This window comes from Devosia chinhatensis (assembly GCF_000969445.1).
GTDB lineage: Bacteria > Pseudomonadota > Alphaproteobacteria > Rhizobiales > Devosiaceae > Devosia > Devosia chinhatensis.
The window spans coordinates 394,123-412,047 of the sequence record NZ_JZEY01000054.1 but is presented as its reverse complement, the minus strand read 5'-3'; the positions used below and the strand labels follow the sequence as shown (position 1 = coordinate 412,047).

Genomic DNA, 17,925 nt, shown 5'->3' with positions numbered 1-17,925 from the left:
GGACCTGCGACGGGCATCCTCCACTCTTGCTTGGCCCCGGCTTGCCGGTCTGAGCGACGTCAGACCTGCACCAGCTGCACGGAAGCAAGGGTCTCGGCATCGTCGAAATGCCGTGCCGGATCGCCGTTTGTCACCAGGACATCGACATCGGACACCTGCGTGACGAGATGGGGCGCCTTGCGGTCAAACTTGCCTTCATGCGCCACCAGAACCACTTTGCGGCTCTGCGCCAGCACCTCGCGGGTCAGCTCGACTTCCATGGGATCGAATTCGAGCACCGCGCCGTCCCTGTCGATGGCGCTGGCCCCGATAATGGCGAGGTCGAACTTAAACTTCTGCCGCACCCCGCCCGCCAGGGTCAGGATCGAGGTATCCTTGTTGCGCACATAGCCGCCATAGACATAGACCGTGGCATCGGTATGCAGTGCACAATTGTAGATGACTTCAAGGTTTGGCGAAGCAATCAGCACGCCAGGAAAATCGGCGATGACATGATGCAGGGCGTGAAAGGTCGTGCCCAATCCCACAAACAGGGTCGCCCCATTGAACAGCAAGGGCCGCAGGGCCTCCACCAGTTCCCGCTTGATCTCGATTTCGGTGCTGTGCCGTTCGCTGTAGGTATAGCGGGCCACGCCCGGCGCGGCAAAGGCGCCGCCAAACCCCTTTACCAACAGTCCCCTTTCCTCGAGAACCTTGAGGTCGCGCCGGATAGTTTGTGTCGTCACGTCGAACTGGGCGGCTAGCTCGGATACCGCGGCCGCCCCATTGGTGCGCACGGCTTCAAGGATCTGTGCCTGCCGCTGGTTCAGGTCGCCAACACCGCCTTCGGACGGCGTCCTAGGCGCGGAATAGGGAGAATCCATCCGCGCATGCCCGCTCATTTCAACCGCACACCCAGATAGGTGCGATCGTCGGTCAGCGCGATTTCGGTCGTTCCTTTGGTGCTCATGTAGCGGCCGATCTTGTGCAAGTCCTCGGCTTCCACGTCGCGGAACGCCTGTTCCCATGCTGCGACGCCAAAGCCATCCCCCAGCTTGAAATAGCCATCGGAGAATAGCTCTATCGTCTCGATATCGGCCAGCGCATAGGAGCGCGTCTCCACATATCGTTGCGGCACGGCAAAGCCGTCGAGCCCACCATAGCCCAGGACGGGGTCGGTGACGTTCTGGAAATCGCCCTGCGCAAAGCAGATGCCGCCATGCACCAAGGCCTCGATTTCGGCCTCCGGTATGCTGGGCAGATGCGCGCGACAGGCCTCGATCGAGCGGCGCTCGATCTCCGCGATGACGTCGGGTGCCGCGGTTTCGGCGCCTTCAGCCTGGTGCCTCGTGCCCTGCCAGGTGATGAGCGCCGCCAATTGGTCACAGGTGGCCAGGTCGCGGCCCAGCGCCTCGAAATAGCGCCAGGTTTCACGGCGCATGATCGCGGTGACGTCGTCGAGCGGCTTGAGCACCTGCAATACGTCGTCGCCATTGATGCGCAGGCCGCTATCGCCCACCGCCACCACCTCGAGACGATCGCCGATGATCATCGCCGCCATTACCGTACAGCCGCCGCGCAGCTTCCAGTCCGCCTCCACAGCCGCGACGGCGTCATTGGCCTGGTAGCGGGCATGGATGGCGCGCCCCAGATAGTCCACGAAATGCTGGCCACCGGCATATTGCAGGTCCGGCTGGCCGGGATCACCCTGCGCCAGCAGGAAGGTTTCAATGGCCGCCTGCACGGTGCGCGAGGCGAATTGCCCCGACAGCATGCCGTCATAGCGGGTGCCATTGCGGTCGGTCACGCCATCGATGACGGCGTAACCGCGATTGGGCATGATGACGAGGCTGTCCTCATTGGCTTCTGGAGCGCTGAACTTCTTGCCCAGCGAGAAGGCTTCCATGTGCTTCATTCGGATATAGGCCCCGTCATCATCTCGTCGTTATGGATTATTCGCCGATGGCCGTGCGCCACTGGCCGAGAACGGCCTCGGCGCCGCCCAGCTCGCTCAGCGGCTGGATCCGGAGCACGTTGACCTCGGACAGGTTCGGCGTGCCCGGAGGGGCGGCGACGTCGGTGCGCACGGAGCGGCGGCCGATTTCGGTGGCCAGCAATTCCTGGGTCGACTTGGACATGGCCCAGTCAATGAAAGCCTTGCCGTTTTCAGGGTTCGGACCGCCCTTGATAAGGCCGATACCGTCCGGAGTTGCCACCGTGCCGTCGCTGAGGAGCACCACGCCCACGGGCGCGCCACCCTGGACATATTCGAGGGCGTTGTCTTCCAGGGTCAGGCCCATCGAGGTTTCGCCATCGGCCACGAAACGCGGCACCGCGCCCGAGCTGTCGGTGAACACGAAGTTCTGGGCGATCTCGGCATACTTGTCCCAGCCTTCTTCACCGAAGAGGGTCAGCACGGCCTGCAATTGCTGCATGGCAGAGCCCGAACCGTCGGCGCGGGCCGATGCGATCTGGCCTTGCCACTTCGGATCGGCGAGTTCCGCCCAGCTCTTGGGCGCTTCCTCGAGCGGAAGCAGGTCGGTGTTGACGGCCAGCACATAGACAACGGCCGTATAAGGCGTCCAGGCATCGTCGGCGATGAACTGGGGGTCGATCGTGTCGAATTCAGGCGGGCTATAGGGCTCGAGAATGTCGGCGAGTTCGGTCAGCTGGCTGCCGGAAATGGACCAGATGACGTCTGCGGCCGGCGAACCGGCTTCGGCGCGGGCGCGGCGGGCAATATCGCCCGAACCCAGTTGCACGACTTCGGCCTTGAGGCCGGTTTCCTGCTCGAACACCGGCAGCAGCCGATCGACGATGGACGATTTGTGGGCCGTGTAGACCACGACCGAGCCTTCCTGGGCCTGCAATGCAGGGCTCAGGGCAGTGGTGGCGGCCAGCGCCAGCGCCATACCTAGGAATGTTCGTTTTGCAACACGCATGATTTCCTCCTGTGCTCCCTTGATCAAATTCTGATCGCTTACGATCATGAAACGACATTCTACTTGTTGCAAGACGAAAATCATGTTTACGATTTGACATGTTGTGACTTGAGCTATGGGGGAGGGCTCGCATGGCCTATCTGACCGTTAAGGACGGGGTGAAGCAGTTCACCGGCTTCCGCGCGCTGAATGGCGTATCCATTTCCGTCGAGCGGGGGGAATTCTTCACCCTTCTCGGGCCCTCGGGCTGTGGCAAGACCACCCTGTTGCGGGCAATTGCAGGGTTCAACGACCTGACGACCGGCAGCATCCTGCTCGATGGGCAGGACCTGCGCGCCATCCCGCCCCACAAGCGGGATATCGGCATGGTGTTCCAGGATTACGCCGTCTTCCCGCATCTGTCGGTGTTCGACAATGTCGCCTTCGGCCTCAAGCCGCGCAAGGTTCCCGCCGATCAGGTCAAGACGCGCGTCGCCGAGGCGCTCAAGGCCGTGCATCTGGAGGCCCTGGCCGAGCGGCTTCCCGCCGCCATGTCCGGTGGGCAGCAGCAGCGAATCGGCCTCGCCCGCGCCATGGTCATCAATCCGCGCCTGCTGCTGATGGATGAGCCCTTGTCCAATCTCGACGCCAAGCTGCGCATCGAGCTGCGCGAGGAAATCCGCGACATCCAGAAGCGCGTCGACATCGCCACCATTTATGTCACGCACGATCAGGAAGAGGCTCTCGCCATCTCCGACCGTATCTGCGTGATGAGCGCCGGCCATATCGAGCAGATCGGCACGCCGCAGGACATCTACGGCAATCCCCAGACGCTGTTCGTCGCCAATTTCGTGGGCACGCTCAACACGCTTAAGGACACCGAGGGCCGTGCCAAGCTCCTGGCAGATCTCGGCCTGCATACCAAGGCAGCACATTGGACGGTCCGCCCCGAGCGCCTTTCCCTGGCCAAGGCGGGTGAACCCATTCCCTCGCGGTCCGTGGCCGTTCCCGGCACGGTGAGCAAGTTCACCTATCTGGGCCGCGAAGCCCATGTTCTGGTGGAAACCGCGGCCGGCGCCGTCGTCGTCCAGATCGCCAATCCCGCCTATGGCGCCGTGCGCAATCCCGGCGACGAGGTTTCGGTTCTGTTTGAACACAGCGCGCTGATGGCTTTCGATGCCGACAGCAAGCGCCTGCCGCTGGAGAGCTGAGCCATGTTGCGGCGTTTCGATTTCTGGACGCTGGTGATGATCGGCACCTGGGGCATCCTGCTCCTGCTGCTCTTCATCCCGGTCGGGTCAGTGCTCCTGTCGAGCTTCTTCGACACGGCGGGCAATGCCACGGCGGACAATTACGTCCGCTTCTTTGCAGAACCGCGGTTCCAGCGGGCGTTCCTCAACACCCTTGTGGTCGGCTTCGGCGGACTCGCGGGCGCGCTGCTGCTGGGCTCCATCATGGCCTTCTGCATTTCGCGCTTCAAGATCAAGGGCAGCCGCTTCGTGTCCCTGCTGGCGATTCTGGCGCTGGTGTCGCCGCCATTCATCGGCGCCTATTCCTGGATCGTGCTGTTCGGTGCGGGCGGCGTCGTGCGTGCCTGGCTGCGGGACTTCGGCATCACCATGCCGCCGATCTACGGCGTGGGCGGCATCCTCATCGTCTTCGCGCTCAAGTTCTACCCCTTCGTCTACCTGATGGTTTCGGGCGCCCTGTCCAACGTCAACCGCTCGCTCGAAGAAGCGGCCGAAGGTCTGGGCCTCACGCCCTTGCAGCGCACCTTCAAGATTTCCTTCCCGATGGTGTTCCCTGCCCTGACAGCCGGCGGACTTCTGGCGCTGATCCAGTCCATCGCCGATTTCGGCACGCCGCGCCTTCTGGGCCGGGGCTACAACGTGCTGGCGACCGAGGCCTATACCCTCTATTCGGCCGAAGTGGGCTCGAACATGTCCATGGCCACCACGATCAGCGTAGTGCTGATCGCGGTCTCAATGTTCTTCGTGCTGCTGCAGCGCTTCATGTCGCGCCGCAATGTCTATCATGGCAACATGATCAACAAGCCGGCCAAGATCCAGCTCAAGGGCTGGCGCAACGCGCTGGCGCACTTTGCGGTCTATTTCATTGGCCTCTGCGGCGCGATGCCGGTGATCATCTCGGTCATCTATTCGTTCCGCCGCACCAGCGGCCCGGTTTTCCAGGATGGTTTCGCGCTGCAGAGCTATGAGCGCATCCTGTTCAACCTGGGAGATGTGGTGCGCAATTCGCTCACCTTCTCGGCCTCGGCGGTGGTGATGATCGTCATCGTCGGCACCATCGTCGGCGTGCTGGTGGCGCGGCGTACCAATCTCAATACCTCCCTGCTCGATGGCGCGTTCATGATCCCCTATGTCATGCCCGGCATCGTCATCGGCATCGCCTATATCGCCGCCTTCAACACCGGCCCGCTGGTGCTGACCGGTACGGCCTCGATCATCGTGCTGTCGATCTTCATCCGTCGTCTGCCCTATACGGTGCGCACCACGTCCTCGTCGCTCAGGCAGATTTCGCCGTCGCTCGAAGAGGCCGCAGTCTCGCTCGGCTACAGCCCCTTCCAGGCTTTCCTGCGCATCACCGTGCCGCTCATCGTGCCGGGGATCATTGCCGGCGGCATGCTGAGCTTCGTCACCGCCATCAACGAACTGTCGTCCTCGCTCGTGCTCTATGTCGGTTCGACCATCACCATGCCGGTGCGCATCTACCTGCTGATCCTGGATGGCGATTTCGGCACGGCCGCCGCCATGTCGACCATCCTCCTCGTCCTCAGCGGCATCGCGGTCTATATCGCCTTCCGCCTCATGGGCCGGAACGAGCAGGCCCTGCTCTAGTCAAAAAAGCGCCGGGGGCGGCAACAGCCATCCCCCGGCGCATCCCGGCCCCGTCCAAGGGGGCTGGCTTCAGACGTCGACCCAGCCGCCGCTGCGCTCGCTGGCAAAGATCGCGTCCAGCACCTTCATCGATGCAATGGCGTCCTCCACGCCCCAGGGCAAGGATTGCTCCCCCAGCACGGCCAACGCGAAGGCCTCGGCCTGCTCGGTATACTGATCGCAGGCCGGCAGGATTTCCCGGCGCGCCAGCGAGCCATCGAAAGGCGCGCCGGTATCGACGGTAATCGCGGTGCGCTCATTGGCCGGCGCATTGAAGGGGATGACGATGTCGAGCTTGGCCTTGCTGCCCAGAACCTGCACGCTCTGCTCGCCAGTGGTCTGGGTCGAACAGACAAAGCTCAATTGCCGGCCCTGCCCAAAATCCATGAGCACGCTGGCAAGGCGATCGGTCTTGAACTGCTCGTCGCGCTCCACCATCGCCACGACGCGCTTCGGCTCGCTCTCAAACAGAAAACGCCCGGCGGTGATCGGGTAGCAACCGATATCCATCAACCCACCGCCGCCGATATCGGCCTGGTTGCGGACATTGGCCGGGTCGGCGTTGAAATAGGTGAAGACCGCATTGATCGCCCGCAATTCGCCGAGCTCGCCGGCACGGATGATTTCGCGGGCGCGCAGCCATTGGGGATGAAAGCGGATCATGAAGGCTTCAAGCACGATGCGGTCGGGCGGGCAGTCGCGCAATTGCGCGGCTTCTGCGGCCGACAGGGCAATCGGCTTTTCGCACAGGACATGCTTGCCGGCCTTGGTGGCCGCCAGCGTCATGGGCACGTGCAGATGGTTGGGCAGCGGATTATAGATCGCGTCGATTTCAGGATCGGCGAAAAGCTCTTCATAGGAGCCGTAGGCCTTTGCAATGCCCAGTTGCGCCGCAGCCGCCTTGGCCTTGCCCAGATCGCGCGAGGCGATGGCGACGACTTCGGAATGCGGCGAGGCCATGATGGCGGGCGTCACCTTTTCCATGCCGATATTGGCGGTCGAGAGAATGCCCCAGCGGACCTTCTTCATGAGACGTCATCCTTGTTGATTGGAGAATGCGCTGAAATCAGCGGAAAAAATCCTGGTCTTCGGGGCCGAGATAGCGCTGGGCGCGTTCGGGCACGATGTCGACGCCCATGCCGGGCCGGTCTGGCACCGTGATCATCCCGTTTTCCACCGGCGGCAGGCCGTCGACAATGTCGTTCCACCAATCCGGGTCGCCATGGGTATATTCGAAGGCGATGAAATTGTTGGGCAGCGTCGCTGAGACCTGCACCAGCGCGCCGAGGCCGAGCACGCCATTGGCCGTGCCGTGCGGCGCCATGGTGATGCCGTGCAGGTCCGCATATTCGGCGATCCACTTGAGTTCGGCGATACCGCCGACATCGGCCGGATCCGGCCCCACTACATGCACGGCCTGCGTCTCGATCAGTTCCTTGAAGTTCTGGCGCAGATAGATCTGCTCGCCGGTATGGATCGGGGTCGTCGAGGTGCGCGTCAGTTCCCGATAGATGCCGGCATTGACCCAGGGCGTGTAATCGCCGGTCAGAAGGTCTTCGATCCACATCAGGTTGAACGGCTCGAGCATCCTGGCCAGCCGGATCGCGTCGCCCAGCATCCAGCCCGGACCGCAATCGAGCGCCAGCCCGACCTTGTCGCCGGTGACCTCCTTCATGGCCGCCACGCAGTCCACGAAGTGCCGCAGGCCCTTCTCGGTGACCGGCCCCCGGTCGAGCGCGCCGTGAAAGGGGCTGGCGCTGGGCTCACCATAATAGAAGTCCGGCACCTCCCGCTTCATGGCCGAATGGAAGCCGATGGGCTGTTTGAAAATGGTGAAACCCTGCGGCAGATCCATCATCTTCTTCATGTCGTCGGCATAGTCTTCGGGCCGATACCCACTCATCGGAAACCGCACCGAGCCATTATAGACGCGCACCTTGTCGCGCACCTTGCCGCCGAGCAATTTGTGCACCGGCAGCCCCGCCGCCTTGCCGGCCAGGTCCCACAATGCCATCTCGATGACGCTGACCGCCGTCCCCCAGGGCTTGAAGCCACCGCGCTGGCGGATCTTGAGCATGACGCGCTCGACCAAAGTGGGATCTTCCCCGATCAGCGCATCGCGAAAGGCCAGGATATGCGGCTTGAGATAGGTCTTCCAGGTCTCTGCCTGCGCATAGCCCGAAATGCCTTCATCGGTCACGATGCGCACGATCGGGCTCTTGCCGATAATGGCACATTTCAGGTCGACGATTTTCAACGGATTCCCCCCGGGGTCTTGGTCTGTCTAGGCCGGCATGGCCCGGCTGATTTTTTCCGCCGTCTCGATAGCGGCCATGCGGATGACCTCCATGCGGGCGGTTTCGGTGCCGGTCAGGAACGGCACGCTGACCGCCGCCACCATCTTGCCGCCCCTGGTAAAGATCGGCGCAGCAAAGGCCTGGATCGACGGCGCGTTCTCTCCCTTGTCCTGCGCCCATCCCAGCCGTCTTATGCGCGCCAGTTCGGTGCGCAGCCGCTTGGGGTCGGTCACCGTCTTGCTGGTGAAGGCGCTGAGCGGCCGGTTGATCCAGCGCGCCAGTTCCTCGGGTTCGAGATATGCGAGCAAGAGCTTACTGGCTGCGCCGGCATGAACGGGCATGCGCTGCCCCGGGGCCACGGTTAGCGCATATTCGCGCCGCCCCTGTGCGGCGGCGAGCACCAGGATGCCTTCATTGTCGATGACGCTGAGCTTGACGCCCTCCCCCAGTTCGGCGGCCAACTGGTCGATGAAGGGCTGGGTGATGGCCACGAGGTCGATATCGCTGGCCCGCGACGCCACGTGGGAGGCCAGGGTCAGAAGCCGCGCACCCAGGTGATAGGCGCCCGCATCGTCGCGGCGCACCATGTCATGCTGCTGCAGCGTGTTGAGGATGCGATAGACCGAGGTGCGGGGCTGCTTCAGCACAGCCGTCAGGTCGCTGATCGTCATGCCCGGCTCGCGCTGCTCGAGCGCGGCCAGCAGGTCCATCATGCGGTCGATGACCGGTATGGTATGCTTGCTGGTGGCACTCGTGTCGATATCGCTGATCAAGGCATTCGTCCGCAGTTGACTTTTCCTGGCTCTGCACTAGCATAAGTTTGTGAACTGTCAAAGTTCATATTTGGATTGACTACTCAAAGGTCAACCGTCCGGCGCAACGACGCCAATGAGGATTTTCAAGGATAGAAACCCGCGCTTCGAGGGGAAAAGGCCCGCCCTTTTCGGTCGCCCTTGCGGCTGCGGCGTCAAAGGTTCGTTTCATGCTGACAGTTTCCGCCATCACCCACGTCGCCATCCGGGTCAAGGATATCGGCCGCACGCTCGATTTCTACGTCAACAAGCTCGGCTTTGCCGAGATGATGCGCCTGGATCGCGACGGTCGTCTGTGGCTCGTCTATCTGCGCATCACCGACGAGCAATATCTCGAGGTCTTTCCGGAGGGTGAAGGCGAGCGCGCCAGCGAGCGCGAAGCTGTCGGCTACAACCATATGTGCCTGCAGGTGCCCGACATCGAGCAGACCGTGCGCGAGCTCGATCAGGCCGGCGTCGAGATGATCCGCCCCAAGGTGCAGGGCGCCGACGGCAATTGGCAGACCTGGATCGAGGACCCGGACGGGCACCGGATCGAACTCATGCAGATGGCGGAAAATTCCATGCAGGCCCAGGCTGTGGCCCGGATCAAGGCAGGCTGAACCATGGCACGCATCACCTATCTGACCGCGATCGATTTCGGCGCCGGCGAGCTTGCCACCCTGCCCGCAGCGCTGAACGACCTCGGGATTTCCCGACCGCTCCTGGTTTCCGACCGTGGCATCGAGGCCGCAGGCCTTCTCGCCAGGGTCGAGGCACTGCTGCCCCAGGGGAGCGCAGTGTTTCTCGACACCCCGCCCAACCCCACCGAGGCGGCGGTCGATGCAGCACTCAAAGCCTATCGCGATCAGCACTGCGACGGCATCGTGGCGCTGGGCGGCGGCTCGCCGATCGATCTCGCCAAGGGCGTGGCGCTGCTGGCCACCCATGACGGCAATCTCGAACATTATGCCGCCATCTATGGTGGCCTCGAGCGCATAACCTCGGCCGTTGCGCCGATGATCGCCATCCCCACCACGGCCGGCACCGGTGCAGAAGTGGGCCGGGCCGCGCTCCTTACCCTGGCAGACGGGCGCAAGCTGGGGATCATCAGCCCCCACCTCATTCCGCGCCGCGCCATCTGCGATCCCGACCTGACCTTGGGCCTGCCGCCCTTCCTCACGGCCGCAACCGGGCTCGACGCCCTTTCCCATTGCATCGAAACGTTTCTGTCGCCGCGCTTCAATCCGACGGCGGAAGCCATCGCGCTCGATGGCGCCGGCCGCATCTGGCGCAACCTGCCGCTGGCCTTTGCCGATGGCGCCCATGCGGCGGCGCGCAGCGAGGTCATGCTCGGGGCCCTGCATGGCGGCCTCTCGTTCCAGAAGGGCCTTGGCGCAGTGCATTCGCTCAGCCACGCCCTTGGCGGCCTGCAGGATCTCAAGCTGCATCATGGCACGCTCAATGCCATCCTGATGCCGCTGGTCGTCCGCTTCAACGCGCCCGCCGTCGGCGACAAGCTGGCAAGGCTCAAGGCCGCCATGGGCCTGGCCGACAGCGCCGACCTAGCCGCCGAGCTCGAGGCCCTCAACACCAGCTTCTCCCTGCCCAAGGGCCTCGCGCAGATGGGCGTTCGACGCGACCATTTCGACTGGATCATCGAGCGCGCCCTTGCCGATCACAGCCATCCCACCAATCCCCGCGCCGCCTCCGCCGACGACTACCGCGCCATTCTGGAAGCGGCCATGGCGGACACGACTTCACCGGAACAATCGCAATGAAAATCGTCGCCCTCAAGACCTTCGTGGCCAATGTGTCGCGAACCAATTTCGTGTTCGTCAAACTCTATACCGACGAGGGCATAGAGGGCGTGGGCGAGGCGACGCTGGAATGGAAGACCAATACCGTCGTCGCCGCGCTCGAGGAACTCGAACGCGTTCTGATCGGCAAGGACCCCTTTGCCGTCGACGCCCTGGTCGAGCAATTGCACCGTGACAGCTATTGGCGCACCGGCGCGGTCTTCCGCACGGCCCTGGGCGGCATCGAGGCAGCCCTGCTCGACATCAAGGGCAAGGCGCTGGGCGTACCGGTCTATGAATTGCTCGGCGGCAAGTTCCGCGACCGCATCGCCTGCTACGCCAATCACTGGTTCTTCGGCGCAACCACGCCCGAGCAATATGCCGAAAATGCCCGCAAGGCGGTGGCGATGGGCTACAATGCCCTCAAATGGGACCCGTTCGACGTGGCCGATCTCGAAATGGATCGCAAGCAGCGCCGGCAGACCATCGAGATCGTCGAAGCGGTCCGCGACGCGGTCGGCCCCGACATCAACCTCATGCTCGATGTGCATGGTCGCCTCAACGTGCCGACCGCCATTGCCATGTGCAAGGCTCTGGCGCCCTATGACCTGACCTGGATCGAGGAACCCACGCCGCCGGAAAGCATCGATGCCCTGGCCGATGTGCGCGCCAATAGCCCCATCCCCATTGCAGCAGGCGAACGCTTCTACGAGCCCCCGCGCTTCCTCGAGGCGCTCGCCAAGAAGGCTGTCGACATTCTCCAGCCCGACGTCTCCCATGCCGGCGGCATGGGCGAGACCAAGCGCATCGCCCACAATGCCCATACCCATCTCATCCCCATCGCCCCGCACAATCCCGTCGGCCCGGTGATGAACGCCATGACGCTCCACATGTCGGTGGCGATCCCCAACTTCTCGGTCTTCGAGACGGTGTCGGTCGACGTCCCCTGGCGCAAGGAACTGGTGCGCGAGACCCTGCAGTTCGAGAACGGCTTCATGCTGGCGCCGACCGCGCCGGGCCTGGGCGTCGAGCTGATCGAAGAGGCCTGCGCCCGCTTCCCGTATGAAGCCACCAATGTGCCGCTTTTCGACGGCTCGATGAACACGACGGGCGTCGCCACCGGCAAGCAGACCTTCGGGCACTAAGCCATTGATCTTTGAGCAGATAGCCCCGAATCCGGACCTCTTTCCCGAGCGGCGGGCATAATCGCCCGCCGCCGATCCGCCATGTCTTGCAGAGGGCCGGAATGACCCTCGCAGGGCCGGGCAATCCCCGGCCGCCTTGAGAGCGCGAAACGCACCACACGTTCGGCACGCAGTTGACAAGGCGAGCCATTCTGCGCCAAAGTGCATAATAGAACTGACAGAGTTCAAATATGAACTGGATCGCCGATAAGATCCACTGTCGGACGGAGGAGTTCCGAGATCGCCGGTGACGCCAGCCCCTGGGGCTCGTCCGGCAATCCGGCATCCAGGCCGGCAGGTCATTTCCAGCCGATGTTGGCATCGGCACAGCAACCGCGACCCGTCGGGTCGCAATGGGAGGAAGTATGAAGACGCGTTTGATCAAGACCGGACTTGCGGGAGCCGTTTCGGCTTTGGCGCTGTCCACCGGCATGGCCTTTGCCGGCGAAGTTGTTTGGTGGACCCCCAACTTCAACGAAGCCCGCGCCCGCGAGCTCGTGACCAAGTTCCAGGAAGCCAATCCCGACATCACGGTGAACCTGCAGATCACCACCACGGATGGCCTGCCGCAGCGCGTTCTGACCGCCCTGCAGTCCGGCGCCGCCCCCGACATCATCGACGTCCAGCATGGCTGGGTGAACGGCTATGCCCAGAACAACCTGGTCATGCCGCTCGATGACGTGCTGCAGGACCGCGACGACTATGTCCCCGCCGCCCTCGACTACGTCACCTTCAACGACCAGCTCTGGGGCATGCCCTACCGCATCGAATCCCTGGCGGTGATCTACAACAAGGGCCATTTCACCGAGGCCGGGCTCGATCCGGAAAACCCGCCCCAGACCTGGGACGAGTTGATCGCGGCCGCCGAGGCCCTGACGCAGAACGGCCGTTCCGGCTTTGCCATCACCGGTGGCGGCGAAGTGGGCAACACCATCTTCCGCTCCATGCCCTTCATGTGGATGAATGGCGGCGGCATCATCTCGGAAGATGGCACGCAGGTGCTGGTCAACAGCCCCGAAACCGTGGCTGCGGTCGAGTTCTATACCAATTTCTACAAGAACGGCCTGTCCCCGTCCTCGACGCTCGAGAACGACGGCACCGCCAATCGCCGCCTGTTCATCGCCGAAACCGTCTCGATGTATCAGGCCGGCCAGTTCGACGTGAACTCGATCAAGACCGAGAACCCGAATATCGATATCGGCGTGATGACCATCCCGCATCCCGAGGGCATGGACACCGCTGCCGTGCTGGGCGGCTGGAGCTTCGTCATCCCGAGCGATGCCAGGAACCCGGACGAGGCCAAGACCCTGATCGCCTTCCTTTCGGAAGCCGAGAACCAGGGCTATCTGACCGACACGTTCCCGGCCCGCGTCAGCGCCATGGACCTGCCGCGCTTCGATGACCCGATCCTGCAGGTCTACAAGCAGATGCTGCCCTTCGGTCGTCCGGCTCCGGCGCATCCGAACTGGGTGCAGATCACCCAGGCCTATTTCGATGGCATCCAGCGCATCCTCCTGGGCGACGAAGATGCCCAGACGGCCATGGATGGCGCCGCCGCCGAAATCGAAGCCCTGCTCTAAGCCTTCCTCCCGGTCTCCGGCTGCCTCGGCAGCCGGAGTGCCCTTCCTTTTCGCCCGGTGAATGTGATGCACAGAAAATCGACTGGCTATCTCTTCGTCCTGCCCGCCTTGCTGGTGCTGGGCCTGCTGATCGCCTACCCAATCGCCTATACGGGCCTGCTCAGCGTCACGGACAATCAGGGCAATTACGTCGGTCTCGACAATTTCCGGACCATTCTGGCGGCCCGCGCCACGCCGACGGCCTTCGTCAACACGCTCTGGTGGGTTGCCGGCTCGATCTTCTTCCAGGTGATCCTGGGCGTGCTGACCGCCATCCTGCTCAACCAGAATTTCCGCGGCCGCGCTATCGTCCGTTCCGTAACGCTGATCCCCTGGGTCGTGCCCGGCATCGTGGCCGCCACGACCTGGGCGTGGATGCTGCATACCGAGTTCGGCATCATCAATTACATGCTCACCGCCCCTGGCATCATCGACGAGCCGGTCGGCTGGCTGACCAATGGCAGCACGGTCATGCCGGTGATGATCGCGATCAATGTGTGGAAGATGTTCCCCTTCGTCGCCATCATGGTGCTGGCGGGTCTGCAGTCGATCCCCAACGATCTCTACGAAGCCGCCCGCATCGACGGCGCCAGCTTCTGGGAAGAGGTCTGGTACGTCATGCTGCCCCAGGTGCGGCCGGTGATCATCGCCGTGACCCTGCTGCTGGTGATCTGGGCGCTCAATCACATCACCATCATCTACGCCATCACCCGCGGCGGCCCTGCAAACCGCACGCTCATCACCCCGATCCAGATTTTCCGCACGGCCTTTGAGAGCGTGCAGTTCAATCAGGCGGCCGCCCTTTCGGTGATGTTCTTCGCCGTCGCGATCACCGTGGTCTTCATCTACATCCGCACCACTGCGGCCAATGCCGGAGCATCCAAATGAGCGATACCGCGCTGAAGCTCAAGCGCACCGGATTGCCGGTGCCGCTCATCATCATCGGCTCCGTCGTGCTCGTTGCGGTGTGCCTGTTTCCGTTCTGGTGGATGGGCCTGTCATCGATCAAGACCCTGCGCGAGCTCTATACCATTCCGCCGATCTGGTGGCCCAGCATGCCGACGCTGGACAATTATTATACCGTGCTTTTCGAATCCAATATCCCGCGCTACTTCCTCAACAGCGTGGTGATCTCGTTGGGTTCGACGTTCCTGGCAATGGTGCTGGCGATCTTTGCCTCCTACGGCTTTGCCCGCTTCGACTTCAAGGGCAAGCCGCTGCTGCAATCCTTCGTGCTGGTGGGCCAGTTGCTGCCCACGGCCGCGATCATCGTACCGCTCTTCGTCACCCTGCGCGTCCTGGGCCTGGTCAATACCTATTGGGGCCTGATCCTCGTCTACATGATCATCACCCTGCCGCTCTCGGTCTGGATGCTGACCAGCTATTTCCGCGCCATTCCGGTAGAGCTGGAGGAAGCCGCGATCATTGATGGCGCCAGCCGCATGGGCGTGCTGTTCCGCATCACCCTGCCCCTGTCCATTCCCGGTCTTATCTCGGTCCTCGTCTATGCCTTCGTGACCACTTGGAACGAGTTCATCTTCGCGCTGGTCTTTGCCACCGACAGTTCGGTCAAGACGCTGCCCATCGGGCTCGCCGAATTCTCCACCGAGTTCAACACCGACTGGGGCGCCGTCATGGCCGCTTCCATGGTGATGACGCTCCCCATCGCCATCCTCTTTCTGTCCATGCAGCGCCTGTTCGTCGGCGGCATGACGGCCGGCGCCACCAAGGGCTGAGCCCGTTATCGAAAGGACCAGTCACATGGCTTCCCATTCCCATATCCCCCAGCTTGGCCTCGGGACCTTCGGCCGCACCGGCGACGCTGGCATCGCCGCCATCGAGACGGCGCTCGATATCGGCTACCGCCATCTCGATACTGCGCAGAGCTACGACACCGAACGCACCGTGGGCGAAGCGTTCCGCCGCTCGGGGCTGGCCCGCGACGCGGTGTTCATCACCACCAAGGTCGCCGACACCAACCTTGCTGCCGCCGACTTCATGCCCAGCGTGCGCAGGAGTCTCGACACGATCGGCGTCGACCAGGTCGATCTGCTTTTGATCCACTGGCCCGTCCCCGAAGACGTCGTCGCCTTCGAAAGCTACATGCAGGCCCTCAAGCAGGCACAGGACGACGGCCATGCCCGTCTGATCGGCGTTTCCAATTTCACCATCGAGCATCTCGAACGCGCCGCAAAGCTGCTGGGTCAGGGTGCGCTCGCCACCAATCAGGTGGAAATCCATCCCTGGCTGCAGGTGCCGATCCTGCGCGATTATGCCCGATCGGCCGGATTGCAGCTCACCGCCTACCAGCCGCTGGTCAAGGGTCAGGTGGCCGAGGACGAGGTGCTCAAGGCCATTGCCGCGACGCTCGGGACGACGCCCGCCGCCGTCGCGCTCGCCTTCCTCATGGCCGAAGGGCACATCGTCATTCCCGCCTCCAGCAGCCGCGGCAATCTCGAGAACAATTTCAGGGCGACCGCGGTGAGCCTGTCGGGTGAACAGATGGACGCCATCCGCGGCCGCAATCGCGGTTATCGCCACATCAATCCGGCCAAGTCCCCCCGCTGGGACGATTGAGCGGCATTTCGAAAGGAAATTCAGATGGGTTCGGTCTCTATTCGTAATGTCCGCAAGTCCTATGGCGCCGTCGAAATCCTGCATGGGGTGTCCATCGACATTGCCGACGGGGAATTCGTGGTCCTGGTCGGCCCATCGGGCTGCGGCAAGTCCACCCTGCTGCGTATGCTGGCAGGGCTCGAGGAAATCAGCGGCGGCGAAGTGGCCATCGATGGCCGCGTGGTCAATGCGCTCCACCCCAAGGAGCGCGACATCGCCATGGTGTTCCAGTCCTATGCGCTCTATCCGCATATGACGGTTGCGCAGAACATGGGCTTTTCGCTCAAGCTCGGACGCGCGCCCAGGGAAGAAATCCAGCGGCGCGTGGCCATCGCGGCCGACATGCTCAGCCTTAAACCCTACCTCGACCGCTATCCGCGCCAATTGTCGGGCGGACAGCGCCAGCGCGTCGCCATGGGTCGCGCCATGGTGCGCGACCCCAAGGTCTTCCTGTTCGACGAGCCGCTGTCCAATCTCGATGCCAAGCTGCGCGTGCAGATGCGGTCCGAGATCAAGCAGAACCACCAGCGCCTCAAGACCACCACCGTCTATGTGACGCATGACCAGATCGAGGCCATGACCATGGCCGACCGCATCGTGGTCATGCATGACGGTATCGTCGAGCAGATCGGCACGCCGCTCGAACTCTACGACTTCCCCAACAACCTGTTTGTTGCCGCCTTTATCGGTTCGCCGTCCATGAACCTGCTGGGGGGCAAGCTTTCGGGCACAGGCTTCGTCGCGGCGGACGGCAGCACCATTCCCCTGCCTTTCGCGCCGGCAGCCCATGCCGGCAAGATGATGACGCTTGGCATCCGCCCGGAACATTTCGTCCTCGATCCGCAGGGCATCGGCGCCGAGATCATCACCGTCGAGCCCACCGGCTCGGAGACGCAGGTGGCCATGCGCCTGGGCGGCCATGACGTGGTCGGCGTCTTCCGCGAGCGCATCACCCAGCAACCGGGCGAGATGCTGCACGTGACCCTCGACCCCCAGCGCATCCACCTCTTCGACGAGAACGGTCTGCGCGTCAGCCGGGACCAGTAGGAGCGCGCCCATGGCCATCTATCCCGATCTGGCCGGCAAGGTCGTGCTCATCACCGGGGGTGCCAGCGGTATCGGCGAGGCCATCGTGCGCGCCTTCGCCCAGCAGGACGCCAGGGTGGGCTTCGTCGACATCGATGCTGCTGCCGGTACGGCACTGGCAGCCGAGCTGACGGCCTCCGGCCGGACGGTGCATTTCCAGTCGCTCGACCTGCGCGACATTCCCGCGCTCGAGGCCGGCATCGAGGCGATCCGGGAGGCCCTGGGCCCGATCAACGTCCTCGTCAACAATGCCGCCCACGATGAGCGCCATCCGGCCCAGGACGTGACGCCGGACTATTTCGACGACCGGATCGCGGTCAATCTGCGCCATCAGTTCTTCGCCAGCCAGGCCGTCCTGCCCGACATGAAGGCGGCCGGGGGCGGCGCGATCCTGTGCATGAGCTCGATTTCCTGGATGGCCGGTTTCGGCGGCATGCCGATCTATACCGCCTCGAAATCGGCAATCATCGGCATGGTGCGCTCGCTGGCCCGCGATTTCGGCCCCGACAATATCCGGGTCAACGCCATCACCCCGGGCTGGATCGTCACCCAGCGCCAGCTCGACCTCTGGCTGACGCCCGAGGCCGACGCGGAGCGCAATGCCCGCCAGTCGCTCAAGCGCCGTCTCTATCCGGATGATGTCGCAAGGCTTGCCCTGTTTCTCGCCTCCGAGGATGCGAGCGCCCTTACCGCACAGAACTACATCGCCGATGGCGGCTGGGTCTGAGCCCATTTC

17 protein-coding genes are annotated in these 17,925 nt (G+C 63.3%); 11 read left to right on the top strand and 6 right to left on the bottom strand.

Translation table 11 applies throughout. The annotated features are described in order from the left end of the window. Positions 1-59: 59 nt before the first annotated feature. Genes VE26_RS02110 through VE26_RS02100 form a run of 3 tightly spaced genes read right to left on the bottom strand, consistent with a single transcriptional unit; the run spans position 60 to position 2,921 of the window. A complete protein-coding gene (locus VE26_RS02110; RefSeq protein ID WP_160297784.1) occupies positions 60-881 on the bottom strand; it encodes a DeoR/GlpR family DNA-binding transcription regulator in 822 nt (273 codons plus the stop codon). Further along, on the bottom strand, positions 878-1,894 hold the full coding sequence (locus tag VE26_RS17990; RefSeq protein ID WP_046103562.1) for a hypothetical protein: 1,017 nt from the start codon (positions 1,892-1,894) through the stop codon (positions 878-880). The genes VE26_RS02110 and VE26_RS17990 overlap by 4 nt, the downstream gene beginning before the upstream one ends. Before the next feature lie 37 nt (positions 1,895-1,931). Beyond that, positions 1,932-2,921, bottom strand: a complete 990-nt coding sequence (locus VE26_RS02100) for an extracellular solute-binding protein (RefSeq protein ID WP_160297783.1) — start codon at positions 2,919-2,921, stop codon at positions 1,932-1,934. A 131-nt stretch (positions 2,922-3,052) separates the two neighbouring features. On the opposite strand from VE26_RS02100, the gene VE26_RS02095 reads away from it, so the two are divergent. Both VE26_RS02095 and VE26_RS02090 read left to right on the top strand, forming a co-directional pair. Continuing rightward, positions 3,053-4,111: an ABC transporter ATP-binding protein gene (locus tag VE26_RS02095; RefSeq protein WP_046103561.1), complete on the top strand. Its 1,059-nt coding sequence runs from the start codon at positions 3,053-3,055 to the stop codon at positions 4,109-4,111. Positions 4,112-4,114: 3 nt separating this feature from the next. Continuing rightward, positions 4,115-5,758, top strand: a complete 1,644-nt coding sequence (locus tag VE26_RS02090; protein ID WP_046103560.1) for an ABC transporter permease — start codon at positions 4,115-4,117, stop codon at positions 5,756-5,758. Positions 5,759-5,827: 69 nt separating this feature from the next. Here VE26_RS02090 and VE26_RS02085 read toward each other — a convergent pair whose 3' ends face one another. The 3 genes from VE26_RS02085 to VE26_RS02075 are packed head-to-tail and all read right to left on the bottom strand — an operon-like array spanning position 5,828 to position 8,867. After that, the gene (locus tag VE26_RS02085; protein WP_046103559.1) at positions 5,828-6,826 is read right to left on the bottom strand and encodes a Gfo/Idh/MocA family protein; all 999 of its coding nucleotides are present in this window, start codon (positions 6,824-6,826) and stop codon (positions 5,828-5,830) included. 37 nt (positions 6,827-6,863) lie between these two features. Then, positions 6,864-8,054, bottom strand: coding sequence for a mandelate racemase/muconate lactonizing enzyme family protein (locus tag VE26_RS02080; protein ID WP_046103558.1), 1,191 nt, complete (start codon positions 8,052-8,054; stop codon positions 6,864-6,866). Between the two features lie 27 nt (positions 8,055-8,081). After that, positions 8,082-8,867 (bottom strand): IclR family transcriptional regulator, encoded by a 786-nt coding sequence (locus tag VE26_RS02075; protein WP_244465606.1) that lies wholly within the window; start codon positions 8,865-8,867, stop codon positions 8,082-8,084. Positions 8,868-9,076: 209 nt separating this feature from the next. On the opposite strand from VE26_RS02075, the gene VE26_RS02070 reads away from it, so the two are divergent. The 9 genes from VE26_RS02070 (at position 9,077) to VE26_RS02030 (ending at position 17,916) form a co-directional block, all read left to right on the top strand. Then, a complete protein-coding gene (locus VE26_RS02070) occupies positions 9,077-9,508 on the top strand; it encodes a VOC family protein (protein WP_046103557.1) in 432 nt (143 codons plus the stop codon). A 3-nt stretch (positions 9,509-9,511) separates the two neighbouring features. After that, entirely contained in the window at positions 9,512-10,666 is a 1,155-nt protein-coding gene (locus VE26_RS02065; RefSeq protein ID WP_046103556.1) for an iron-containing alcohol dehydrogenase, read from the top strand. Then, entirely contained in the window at positions 10,663-11,829 is a 1,167-nt protein-coding gene (gene dgoD, locus VE26_RS02060) for a galactonate dehydratase (RefSeq protein WP_046103555.1), read from the top strand. Before VE26_RS02065 ends, dgoD begins: the two co-directional genes overlap by 4 nt. Before the next feature lie 404 nt (positions 11,830-12,233). After that, positions 12,234-13,448, top strand: a complete 1,215-nt coding sequence (locus VE26_RS02055; protein WP_046103554.1) for an ABC transporter substrate-binding protein — start codon at positions 12,234-12,236, stop codon at positions 13,446-13,448. A 66-nt stretch (positions 13,449-13,514) separates the two neighbouring features. Next, positions 13,515-14,375 (top strand): carbohydrate ABC transporter permease, encoded by an 861-nt coding sequence (locus tag VE26_RS02050; RefSeq protein ID WP_046103553.1) that lies wholly within the window; start codon positions 13,515-13,517, stop codon positions 14,373-14,375. Next, positions 14,372-15,223, top strand: coding sequence for a carbohydrate ABC transporter permease (locus tag VE26_RS02045; RefSeq protein ID WP_052715608.1), 852 nt, complete (start codon positions 14,372-14,374; stop codon positions 15,221-15,223). The genes VE26_RS02050 and VE26_RS02045 overlap by 4 nt, the downstream gene beginning before the upstream one ends. Positions 15,224-15,248: 25 nt before the next feature. Further along, complete coding sequence (locus VE26_RS02040; protein ID WP_046103552.1) at positions 15,249-16,064, top strand: aldo/keto reductase; 816 nt, start codon at positions 15,249-15,251, stop codon at positions 16,062-16,064. A gap of 24 nt (positions 16,065-16,088) precedes the next feature. Next, positions 16,089-17,150 (top strand): ABC transporter ATP-binding protein, encoded by a 1,062-nt coding sequence (locus VE26_RS02035; protein WP_046103551.1) that lies wholly within the window; start codon positions 16,089-16,091, stop codon positions 17,148-17,150. Between the two features lie 10 nt (positions 17,151-17,160). Beyond that, positions 17,161-17,916, top strand: a complete 756-nt coding sequence (locus VE26_RS02030) for an SDR family NAD(P)-dependent oxidoreductase (RefSeq protein ID WP_046103550.1) — start codon at positions 17,161-17,163, stop codon at positions 17,914-17,916. Positions 17,917-17,925: the final 9 nt, after the last annotated feature.